Below are 11,761 nucleotides of genomic sequence, written 5' to 3' on the forward strand. Positions count from 1 at the left end.
TGTGTGCACTGCGCATTTCCCTATCGATAAACACTTAATAAAAATCTGCCGGAATGTCAGGCCGCTCAACCGTCGCTTGTTTGTAGGCATGTAATCCAGGTTGTTTGCTGACCAACTCCAGTTCCCGCATCAGGCCTCGCACCTTGAACCGCCCCATTTGCTCGCCGTCTTCTTGCATCATCGACACGATGCTGCGGCTACCGGCGGCGCTTCGACTTTGCGTAAACAGTTCGTTAACCCGGCTGCGCAACCGAAGCCGCTCAACGTCGGGATTTCGCCTGAGGCGGTGGGCGTAGTCACACGAACGAGTGACATCAAAGACTGCGCAACGCGGACTCGAGCACTCCAAGCGAACGGCTTGCTTCGGTATGGCTATAGCCTTGATCGAGCACGAGGCCTGCGGCCTCGCGTTTGAATTCAACGGAAAAGGAACGACGTTGTTTGGTCATCAGACACCTCTATCTGGCGAGCATTCTCGCCTGAATGGGTGTCCGGTTTCATTAGACCACTGCATTGCCAACTCGGAATGAGACAGTTAGTCGCATACCGAGGCAATGGGGCCAAAGATGAAATCAGATGATCAACTGATCACTGCGCCTTTCGGGCCGCTTGCAATCAGCGCAGCACCACAAGCGGTTTTCATACCGTCTAGAGCGATGGGCGTGCCATCAACGGTGTAGGTGCTGCTGCCTTCAGCAATAGGGAAAACACCCTTGCAAAGTGGGCAACTCACCTTGTGACCGACCCCGGCAATCGGCTTGCCGTTGAGGTCGGTCCGGGAGAACGCTTCGAGGACCTTTCCACCGTGAGTGGTGGAGTCGCCCAAGCGAATAGCGTCTTTCATGTTGTCACTCCTTTGACTTGTCAGATGGCTCAAGCCATCAGCACGGTCGACGAGCTGGCGACTCGTATTCAGCAGTCCCTCGTCAGACCCTGCGCACTAGCTCGAGCTCGTCCCAATCCGGCTCAAGATTACGCTCTGTCAGGAAGTCGGAGACGTCCAGAAATGTTTCGCCGAGAGGCTCCGCCTCAACTGTTTTCCACAGTGAATCGCACTCGGTACAGACGAGGACTTCTTCGCCTGTTTTTTTCACTTTAACGATGGCCAGATCGCCGTACTCGCCACAAGTTGGACATTGCATATCAGTTCCTATTTCACTGGAAAAGCAGTGATGACTTTGTTGGTGTTGTGCTTTGTAACGATCCTGACTTTCGTCTCGCCCTGAGTTCCGACTACCCGTCCCATGTTCGCGTGGTATACATCGTTTTTACCAGACGGCGTCGCAGCTCCCCGCTTACCCCACGCCTCGTCGACAATCGCCAGCGATTCGCCGGTCTTACACTTGAATACCGAGTGTTTAGGTTTGGTTGTATCGACCTTCTCATGGGCCAATACGTGTTTTTTACGATGTCCGTCTACAGAACCTGATTCATAGACCAACCCTCCCGGACTGGTCCATGGACCTTTCTTCTTCGCCAGCCCCAGCGGATCGACCCATTCAATCGGGTTGGGGGCGTATTGGTAAAGATTCAGTCCACCATTGAAACCGATCGGATCCTTGCTGAGGAAACGGCCAACCGCGGGGTCATAGTATCGGTATCGGTTGTAGTGCAGGCCCGTCTCGTGATCGTGGTATTGCCCTTGAAAACGAAACGGATTGGTCAGCCCATGCTGCTGCGCCGAAACCGAACGCTGCTCCTGTATCTCGCCCCAAGCCTTGTACTGGCCACTCCAGGCGATTTCGCCATTCTGGTCGGTGAGTTCCAATGGCGTACCCAGATGGTCGCATTGATACCAGGCGAGTCCATCGATCGGCAGCACATTGGGGCTGTAAGCCCAAAGCGGGTCGTCGTCGACGTTGTATTCGCCTCGGTTTTCAGGCAATCCACTGAGAACAATCGCGGCATTGCGATGAGCCTGGACCACCGGGACATGACTACCGGGCTCATAAACATAATGCACCGTGCACCCAAGGTTGCCGTCAATCTGACCGGGACTGCTTTCCCAGGCAAGATTGTCACCGTCCCAGCCGTACAGGGTAAAACCACATCCAATCTCACGCTGTATGCGAGCGTGTTCGTTACGGTTCCACTGAGAACCCGCTTCCGGACGGGCCTGATGATGCGCCTGCGAATGCTTTTGAATGCGGCGCCCCAAGGCGTCGTATGCAAACTCCACCGATAGGCGCGCATCTTCGAAATGCACCAGGCGGTCGAACAGATCCCAACGCATCCGACAGCGACTGCCATTTTTCCAGCGCTGGATCTGATTACCACGCCCGTCGTACTCGTAGTGAGTACCCGCGTACTCGCGCAACAAATTATCGAGCCGTCGGCTTCGCAAGGGTGCCTGATCCAGCGGACGACGCACCTCTGCATGTTTTTCATCAAGAAGATTGCTGGCGGGATCGAAGGAAAATGTTTCGATCCCGTAACGGGTCGTCGCGCTGAGCAATCGTCCTACGGGATCATAGGCATACTCGCGCTCTCCACGACGGGTGTCACTGGTTTGGGTCAACTGGCCTGCGGCATCGTATTGGTAATCACGCTTGAACAGCGTTGATTTATCGCCACTACGTGACAGCAACTGCTCCTGCAGGCCCCCCATTGCGTCCCATTTCTGAGCTTGCAGCAAATGATTACCCTGATGCCGAGCGACTTCGCGATGCAGGTCGTCCCGCTCGTAGCCGATCAGATCATGCTCGTCGAGACGCAGTCCTGCCAGATGACCACTGCCGTAGGTCAACCAGCTGACACGATGACCATCGGGGCGAATCGTGGCAACACGCTGATTAAGTGCGTCGTACTCATGCCTCCAGACGGCAACCAGCGGTTTTTCCAGACGCAGGTAATACTGGTGCTCTTGAAGCACGTTGCCCGCCGGATCATGAAACCACTGCAACCGGCTATCGGCGTTGCCGGCCATGATCAGGCTGCCATTTGCGTCATAGGCAAAAGTTTCGCTCTGTGACTGACCGCCCGATGTGGCGCAGCGTTCTATCAGGCGCCCCATTGGGTCGAAGCTCACAGCAATGACACGATCATCGTTCAGAACACTGGACAATCGCCCTGTTTCAGAATCGTACTGATAGCGAGTGCCGTGTCCATCAAAGCCGGTCTCCTCCAGCAAGCGCCCAAACGGGTCATAGTGGAAATGTGCACGTCGCTCGTTCTCGTTTTCCAGTACAACCAACCGACCGAGTTTGTCCCAGCGGTAACGCAGTGTCTGTTCAGCGGCATCGACTCGCTCGGCGATCAGACCCGCAGCCGTATAGCTCCAGGTTGTGCAGCGATCCAGGCCATCGGTATGCGCCAGTAGACGCCCCTCGGCGTCGCGCTCAAAACGCTCCTGCGTTTTGTCCGGGTTCTTGATCAATACCAGTTGGCCCAAGCTGTACTGGTACTCAGTGCAGTGTCCGGCGGCATCGGTAAAACAACTCACCTGTCCAAGCGAGTTGTATTCCCAGGTACTGGTCTTGCCCGAGCAGTCAACATGTTCCAATAACTGACCAGCATCGTTGTAATCCAGGGTTTGTTCGTTGCCGTTGGCATCCTTGATTGCCGTGGGCAAACCCGCCGCGTTATAGGCGTACTCGGTTTTATTACCGAGCGGATCGATGGCTTCCACCAGATTGCCGTGATCATCGTAAGCGCGTTGCCACTGACCACCCTCTGCATCACTGATTTTGATCAGTTGATCCTGATCGTCGTAGGCAAAGTGCACCACGCTGTTGTCAGCACGAATATGCTCAAGAACGTTGCTGCGCTCGTCATAACTGTAACGATCAGTCGTTCCATCAGCATGAACATGGCGTATCAGGTTTTTCGCCTCATCGCGGAAAAACCACTCAGAACGTTCATCCGGATGTCGAATACGGTACGTGTATCCGAGGATGTCGTAGTAATGCCACGTCTCATTGCCGTAAGCATCCGTGACATAGGTCAGGCGAATGTTCTCATCCCACTCCAGCCGGGTATCGAAGCTGCCATCGTCGGCCCATTCACGTACAGCCTTGGCATCCGCACCCTGGCCCTGCCACTCAATGTTCATGCCGCGGTCAGTACGGTCGGTGTAACGGGTGATCAAGTGCGACTGGTATTGATATCTCCAGGCTGCACCATTTTCGTCTTGAGCCTGGACCAGATCGCCAGAAACATCATATTGGTAAGCGCAGAGCTGACGCTGGGGTTCGCCTTCACGAATTTCCCAGAGCCCCATCAATCGACCATGTTCATCAATCAGAGTCCCTAGATGGGTTTTAACGTCAGCAATATCGTCCTGGTAGGTGATGAGGTCGGACAAGACCGGTCGCTCACCATGGCGATGCTCATAATGCAGCATGATCCCCGCACCGTTACGCAACACCACTTGAATCAGTACAAAGTACTTGCCTCGGCGCAAGTAGGTCTCATGGCGCTCGAACCCACGAGACAGAAGCAACCGATCATCACTGACTCGCGTCAACGTCATGTTTTCAATGGCGTTGTAGTGCAGCCCCGCAATCTTCGGTAATGGAAAGACGTGGGTGCGACCGTCAGCGTCATGGAACATCAACCCATCATCACGGCAGTCAAAACGGGTTGTCAGCGCCGTGATCCACCGAGAGCCCAACTCACTGTGATCGTAGGCATCGAGCCGCGAGCAATAGGTACGTGTCCACTCAATCGCAAATGCACCAGGCAGGCTGAAGTCAGTATGACTGACCGACTCCGAGCCAAGCGCGAAGCTGATGCTGCGCTCAGTGCTGGCAATAACTCCGTTCTTGCATTCCTCACAGTGATTGGTCGCGGGAGCTTGCTGACTTGTGACTTCCAGACGCCCCTCAGCCGCCAGATGTTGAGCCTTGGACGTTGCATCAGGCTTGACACTGGTACCCTGACCGTGCCCTTTACGCTTGCGCCACGTCACAACAGAACCTGCGAGCATCTGCAGCAGCCAGCCGATGGAGTGCTGCACGCCCGGATCGCCGAGCTTCTTCATTTGGACTTTCAGATCCACACCCAAAGTGCGAAGCATGGACGTGTTGCTCAGCACCAAAGCCTTGGCACTCTCCGGCAGCAGGTTTTTCGCCGCGCTGTTGGCAACACCTTTGCCGGCTGCTTTGTACGCGCTGAAAGCGGCGCCAAAGATATTACTGATGGCTGCCTTCGGATCGTGCAGTAATTGCCCGCCGGCGGCACTCATCTTGACGCTCGCCGCATGCATATCGCCTTTCGCGTCGAGTTTGCCGTTGACCACCGTCTCCAGCCCTTTGGCGATCTCGTTTACCGCTTTTTGGCCGAGCTCGCCGGCGTCGTCCAGAATGCTGGCAAGCTTGGGCTTTGCCTGTTCGACAAAGTCATCGATCGTACCGACGATGGTGGCATTCAAGTGTCCGATCAGGACTTCAATCAGCGAATCACCCAACAACATTTTCGCACTGTTGCGCAGTTCTTGACGCACCAGGGACAACGTCGGACGCAAGGTCATCCGCGCGGAGGCCATCGTCGGTGGAGCCGGCAATACGCCGATCAGATTGATGCCAAGACTGACCCAGTCCAATATCTGACGTTGCTTGCTTTTGGCTAGGGTGACAACGTCCCCGAGCGCATCAACCAATGCCATGATATTGCCGACTACCGGGAGCGCCCCAGCGACGTTCTTGACCCGTTCGAGCGTGACTACACCTCCACTGATCGATTGCAGCCAGGCGTCGAACCTGGCGGCACCGCGCCCGACATCCTTGATGTCGATGGCGTTCAGTGGAACGATGGCAACCTGAGGTTCACGTTTTACAGCAGCTACTTCATTAGTCATGACAGCATCTCACCCGCCAACAGGCCCGGGGTTTTCAAGGAAGGTTTAGGCAGACTCGGTGCAGGCAGGCTCGGCAAGTTGCCCGCCTTGCTCGCCGCCCCAAGAACCCCCGACGCACTTGGCATTGCCGCACTCGCCAGCTTCGGCAACCCGGCCACCCCGCCCTGCACCACGCCTTTCACTTGCTGCGCCGTTTGCATCGCACCTTGCGCGGTCTGCATCGCACTCATCCCTGTTTGCGCCATGTCCTTGCCCTTCTCCAACATGTCCCAACTCTTGCTCGGCAACACCTGCGCGACCATCGCCTGCACCTGACTCGGCACGTCTTCGGCCCCCGGCGGATTCAACGGCCATTCAGGCTTGCCGATGTAGCTGCCATCGCTCCAGGTGTCTGCTGGATCCTTGCCGAACAGCACGCGCGCCGGCCCCGGTGCAGCGCCGGCGACGCTGGCGAAACCTTTGCCATCAAGCTTGCCTTTGATGCTTTTGCCCAGGGCATCGATGACTTCGTAATCGCCCTCCTTGATGCCTTGGCGCCCGGCGTATTGGTTGAACAATTCCAGATTGCCCTTGCCCGGTTTCGGCGGTTCCGGGAATACCCCGGCGAGACTTTTCGCGCCGGTGTAGGCGAAGTTCGCCGCGTGTGCGGTGTACGGGCCGCTGGTGGCGTGGGTGATGCCGCCGGCGTTGTAGGTCGTGGCGCTGCCGCCGCCCTGGATCACCAGTTCGGTTTTCGCGGTGATGGTGATGCGATCGGCGTTGGCGGTGATGTTGAGTTTGGCCAGCAGGTTGATGCTGTCCTTCAGCGCACGCACATCGATGTCGCCGGACGCCGCGACCAGACGCCAGCCCATGCTCTGCACGAACAGGCGCATGCCACGACTGGCGCTGGCCAGCAGGCGTTTGCCGATCGACAGGCTGGTGTGGCCGGTGCTGCTCAGCGCCAGGTGTTCGCCGGTGGCAATGTGGCTGGAGCGTGGCGTGGTCAGGGCGATGCCGGCCGGGCTGGCGAGGACCAGATGCGGCTCGGTGAATTCCGGGAATTCGTTGGCGGTAAGGTTCGCCGGTCCGCTGCCGAGTACGCCTTGATGCTGGGCGTGCAGTGCTTTGGCGACGTCGTCCTGATCGCCAGCCTCTTGGGCCTGTAACTCTTTGGCCTGAACGGCAAAACCGTCTTGCTGATCGCTGGCCGTCGCTAGGCGCTCGGCGGTTTCCGGCAAGTCCTTGTGGTGTTTGGATTCGTTCGGCCGCGGCTCGGTGGTGATGAGCAGACCGGCACCGGCACGCACGGCACCGTGGCGGTCGGTTCTTAGCTCAAAACCTTCACCGCGCGGCTGACCGCCGCTCGGGCGCGGATGGGTCAGGTAACCAAGGTTGATCGCACTCGCGCCGTGATCACTGCGCAGCGCGATGCTGATCTCGCTGGTGGTGTCGTCAATGCGCAGTTCGTTGGCGCGACTACCCTTGTATTCCTTGCTCTTGACCGTGGCCAGGGTCTTGAAATCCGGCAGTTTGTACGGCGGCAGATTGGCGCCGTGGTACAGGCAACCGGTGATCAGCGGCTGGTCGGGATCGCCTTCGAGGAAGGTGATCAACACCTCCATGCCGACCCGTGGAATGTTGATCGAACCGAAGGTTTCCGCCGCCCAACTCGACGCGACGCGCATCCAGCAACTGGTCATGTCGTCGTGTTTGCCTTCGCGGTCCCAGAAGAACTGCACTTTCACCCGGCCGTACTGGTCGCAGTAGATCTCTTCGCCTTCCGGGCCGCAGACCACGGCACTTTGGGTGCCGAGTACTTTCGGTTTCGGGTGATCGAGCGGCGGACGGTACGGCACGTCCCACGGGATGGCGCTGAAGCGGTTGCGGTAGCCCTGGTGGAAATCGTCCTTGAGGTCGGTGGTGTCGCTGGTCACCGACTCCTCCAGCACTTGCGGTTGCTTGCCTTCGTGGCAGATTTCGGTGAGCAGCCACAAGTCATTCCACGTCGGGTTGGCGTGCTCGGTCAAGGCGAGGAAATGCCCGCTGACCAGAATCGGCTGATCGCTGTTGCCCTCGGCCAGACGATAGTCGCTGCGATGGCGTTCCAGCGCGCGATTGGCCAGATGCTTGCCGCGCTCGCGGTCAACGAAACGGCCCGGGTAATCGTAGTCTTCGAGGTCCGGTTGCGCGCTGCTTTTGGCGTCGCTTTCCAGCTCGATCTTCGGTTTGACGAAGTCGTAATCACGCCGCGTGGTGCGGCTGGTGCGGGTGGCCAGACGCAGGCCGAAACGCTTGACCACCGGTTTGTCGGCGACCAGTCCGGAGTCCTGCTGATAGGCCACTGGCGCGAGTTTCGGGAACACCGTCTGGTCATCGCCGAAGGTCAGTTTGTGCCCGCTCGACGTGTGCTGGAAGTGGTAGTGAATCCCCTCCTCCTCGCACAAGCGCTGGATGAAATCCAGGTCCGACTCGTCGTACTGCACGCAGTAAATGCGCTCGGGATAAATCGCGCTGAGCTGGAAGTGGTAATCGCTGGCAAGGATGCCGTGTTCTTCCAGCACCTGGCTGATGATCTGCTGCACCGTCATCTGCTGGAAGATGCGCTGGTTGACCCGATGCGCGAGGTAGGCCAGTTGCGGGCGCAGGGAAATCTTGTAGCGCGTCAGGCGTTTGCCCGCCTCGCCCTGGGCGATGCTGTAGACCAGCCCGTGGATGCCCGTGCCGGTTGGCGACAGCTGAAGAAACGCCAGTTTGTGCAGCACGCTTTCGAGGTTGATCGAGGCCTTTTCGCTGACCAGTTCCAGCTCGAATTCGAACGGCGTGTTGAGTGCCTCGCGACCGGTGAACGACAGCACTTGAAAGTCGCTATCGCCGCCATCGACGGTCAGGTTGAAATGAGGCTGGTTGGCCGGTGAGAACATCCCTTGTTCCTCGCGCAGTGCTGCGACGGTCGCCAGCGCTTAAAGGAGCTGGCAACGTAAATTCTTTAAGTAATGAAGGTGCCTCGACCGGCATAACCGGTCGAGGCGGTACAACCATCAGCCGTGATTAAACGACTGGAGCACGCCAGTCATCGGAACCCGAAGTACCGGATACTTCGTGGGTCCAGGTGATTTTGCGGTAGGTGAACTGCACTTCTTCCAGGTGGGTGAAGTGCGAGTTGCCTGGATCCTGGCAGTTGTGCATTTTGTTGTTGATGGCGACGATGATCGCGTCTTCCAGTTTGGTGGTGTAGTAGTGCTCTTGGGTGCCTTGAGCAGAAGTACGGAACCACTGGATAACGATTTCGCTCATGCGCTCGCCGGAGGTCAGCGCCGCTTGCAGCAGAGGCGAAGCCTTGTCGTAGACCTTGGTGATCACCACTGGCTTGTGCACGCGCTGACCGGTTGGCTGACCGGATTGTGGATCACGCGGGATGATCACGTCGTGGGTGAAAGCCTGAACCATAACCTGGTCTTCGTGGCCTTCCTGGTAGGTGTTGCCTACGGAGTCAGCGGTGAATGCGCCTGCAGTGATCAGGCCTTGTTTTTCGCCGGTAACCGACATGTACGCTGGTGTTGCCATGGGAGGTGCTCCTTGCTGGATCAGCGGATGAGTCATAGGTGAAATCACCTAGGAGGCGGCTATTTGCCACCAAATTACATGCCAACTTTTTTCGGGCCTTATAAACCGGGGCTTGCGAGAAATTTCCTCGCGAAAGCCGGGTTAAATCCGCGGAAATAATCGAAGAGTGCGCAAGAAGTTGCGCAGTGGTGTGCAAGAAGTTGCGCACTTTGCTGCAGACCGCGACCTGATTGGGCTGCAGCGATTTATCGAGCCAAATATGCGGAACAAGTGCGCAAGAAGTTGCGCACTTTCAAAAAAGCTCCCCCAACACATCAACGGCTGAAATTTTGATGGACGCAATCCGCATGGGGCTGACGAAAACAAATCAGGATTTGCGCCGTGATCTGAAAAGCGTTGCACTAGCACTCGAAGACGCAGCTCAAGACATGTTCAAAATGGCCAAGCAGTACGGTGAGGCCGAGTTGCTTGCAGCCATGCAGAAAATTGAGGCGTTGCATGTCGAAGCGGATCGAATGTCTCAATACGCAGACGAAGTGAAGGCCGGCAAGATTTTGCGTAGACCGTCAGAGTAATGCCCGGCAGAAACCTGCAGAGATACACATCTTTCTCAGAGAGCAAGTATCGATCACTCGCATCGAATATCCCTGTCTAGTCCTGAAACAGGTGTAAACCTTATTCAGGACGGGACACCCTCAACAAAAAAGGCCCTCTCGGGCCCTTTTGCACTCAACCCAAAATCACTTCTTCAGCCAGGACTCAACAGTCGCGGAGCCATGCTCTGCTTTCCAATCCTTCAGCGCTTTATGATTGCCGCCTTTAGTTTCGACGACTTCGCGGGTGTGAGGATTCTTGTAAACCTTAACGGCGCGAGCCTTTCAAACCAATAAAAGCCTCATTGCCAAAGAGGCAAGAGGCTTTCGCATGGATTTGCGAACGGGCGAAAACAATCGGAATCGCTACACCTGGTCGCCCCCATCACCGCAAGCACTCAGCAGGCCAACCGGCACTGGTGCGGTGTTTTCCTCGCCACCCTCCATTCCTCGGCAACCAAAGGTCGGATAAGCAATGCATGCCCTCTCATTTCAGGCGGCCTGGTCGTGGAAATCCCGAGCGCTGTTTGCTGCCTGTCGCTGACGCGCAACCATCAACGCGACAAAGCTCACCAGTGCCGCCGCCAGCAGGTAGTACGCCGCCATCATCGGGTCACCGGTGTGGCGATACAGCAAGGTCACCAACGTCGGGGTAAAACTGCCGAACAGCACCACCGAACTGGCGTAGGCCACGCTGATCCCGGTCGAGCGCACGGCCACCGGGAACAACTCCGCCAATGCCGCCGATGCCGGTCCGGCGTACAGCACCATTAACATCGCGAGGCCCGCCTGCAACAGCATCAATCCGCTGTCCTGCGGATTCTGCTTGAGCGCCAGGAATGCCGGATACGCCAACAACAACACCCCCAGCGCCCCGAGCAGCATGACGTTGTACCGCCCCCAACGATCCGACAACCAGCCGCCCAATGGGCTGAGCAAGGTAATGAAACCGACCAGGGTAATGCCGTAATAAGCCTTGCCGGCATCAAGATTGAGCATGGCCTGGGCGTAAGCCGGCATAAAGTTGATCAACTGGGTGCAAACCGTCCACAGGGCAACGAATGCGATGCCCAACACAAGGCTGCGCCAATGCTGGAGGATTTCTTTCGCGGGGACTTCGATCCCCTGTCGGGCGTGAGCCTGGAATGCGCTGCTTTCATCAATGGTGCGACGCACGTATACGCCGACGAAGTAGATCAGCACCCCCAGGACAAACGGCACACGCCATCCCCAACTGCCCAGTTGCTCAGGCGTCAAAACGGTCGCCAGGATGCTCGCAAACAGGCCACACAATAAAAACGAGCCTGCTTGTGCCACCTGCTGGATCGAGGTGAAAAAGCCTCGCCGCGAGGCCGGTGCCGATTCGCACAGGTAGGCCAGCGCGCTGCCAATTTCGCCACCCGCCGCCAACCCTTGAACAATCCGCGCCGCCACCAGCAGTACCGTGGCGCCATAGCCCAGCACGCTGTAGCCAGGACAAAAAGCAATCAGCACAGTGCCGACAGCCATCATGTTCATGGTCAGGATCAACGCTTTCTTGCGTCCGTGGCGATCGGCGTAGCGGCCGATGAGAAACGCACCAAGCGGTCGCGCCACAAAACCCACCGCCAGGGTGACGAAGGTCGCCAGCAGCGACATCAGTTGATCCTGGGCGGGAAAAAAAGTCTTGGCGATGTGCAGGGAAAAGATCGCGAACAAGGTGAAATCGAACCATTCCAGGGTCGTGCCTATTCCTACAGCCAGCAGTATCCTGCGCTGCTGCCGCGGCGAATCCGTATGCTTCATGGCGATGCTCTTCCAGACGTAGACGCGCAGGCCCGCGCGC

The 11,761-nt window shown here is 57.4% G+C and carries 7 protein-coding genes and 2 pseudogenes; 1 reads left to right on the plus strand and 8 read right to left on the minus strand.

What is annotated here, in order from left to right; all coding sequences use genetic code 11:
• Nucleotides 1-49: 49 nt before the first annotated feature.
• The 6 genes and pseudogenes from QOM10_RS19620 to QOM10_RS19645 form a co-directional block, all read right to left on the minus strand.
• Nucleotides 50-449 (minus strand): annotated as a pseudogene (locus QOM10_RS19620) (IS3 family transposase); the annotation flags it as partial.
• A gap of 131 nt (nucleotides 450-580) precedes the next feature.
• A complete protein-coding gene (locus tag QOM10_RS19625; RefSeq protein ID WP_102900435.1) occupies nucleotides 581-844 on the minus strand; it encodes a PAAR domain-containing protein in 264 nt (87 codons plus the stop codon).
• Nucleotides 845-926: 82 nt separating this feature from the next.
• Entirely contained in the window at nucleotides 927-1,142 is a 216-nt protein-coding gene (locus tag QOM10_RS19630; RefSeq protein ID WP_150776455.1) for a hypothetical protein, read from the minus strand.
• A gap of 8 nt (nucleotides 1,143-1,150) precedes the next feature.
• Nucleotides 1,151-5,797: an RHS repeat-associated core domain-containing protein gene (locus tag QOM10_RS19635; protein ID WP_150776456.1), complete on the minus strand. Its 4,647-nt coding sequence runs from the start codon at nucleotides 5,795-5,797 to the stop codon at nucleotides 1,151-1,153.
• On the minus strand, nucleotides 5,794-8,700 hold the full coding sequence (locus QOM10_RS19640) for a type VI secretion system tip protein VgrG (protein ID WP_160041131.1): 2,907 nt from the start codon (nucleotides 8,698-8,700) through the stop codon (nucleotides 5,794-5,796). Before QOM10_RS19640 ends, QOM10_RS19635 begins: the two co-directional genes overlap by 4 nt.
• A gap of 127 nt (nucleotides 8,701-8,827) precedes the next feature.
• Nucleotides 8,828-9,343, minus strand: a complete 516-nt coding sequence (locus QOM10_RS19645; protein WP_123593248.1) for an Hcp family type VI secretion system effector — start codon at nucleotides 9,341-9,343, stop codon at nucleotides 8,828-8,830.
• 332 nt (nucleotides 9,344-9,675) lie between these two features.
• Between QOM10_RS19645 and QOM10_RS19650 the strand changes: the two genes are divergently transcribed.
• Nucleotides 9,676-9,918, plus strand: coding sequence for a hypothetical protein (locus QOM10_RS19650; protein WP_224794690.1), 243 nt, complete (start codon nucleotides 9,676-9,678; stop codon nucleotides 9,916-9,918).
• Nucleotides 9,919-10,083: 165 nt separating this feature from the next.
• Here the strand turns inward: QOM10_RS19650 and QOM10_RS19655 are convergent.
• Nucleotides 10,084-10,221: pseudogene (locus tag QOM10_RS19655) on the minus strand (histone-like nucleoid-structuring protein, MvaT/MvaU family); the annotation flags it as partial.
• Nucleotides 10,222-10,428: 207 nt separating this feature from the next.
• Complete coding sequence (locus tag QOM10_RS19660; protein ID WP_127929086.1) at nucleotides 10,429-11,721, minus strand: MFS transporter; 1,293 nt, start codon at nucleotides 11,719-11,721, stop codon at nucleotides 10,429-10,431.
• Nucleotides 11,722-11,761 lie beyond the last annotated feature (40 nt).

This window comes from Pseudomonas sp. P108 (genome assembly GCF_032613195.1).
Classification (GTDB): Bacteria; Pseudomonadota; Gammaproteobacteria; order Pseudomonadales; family Pseudomonadaceae; genus Aquipseudomonas.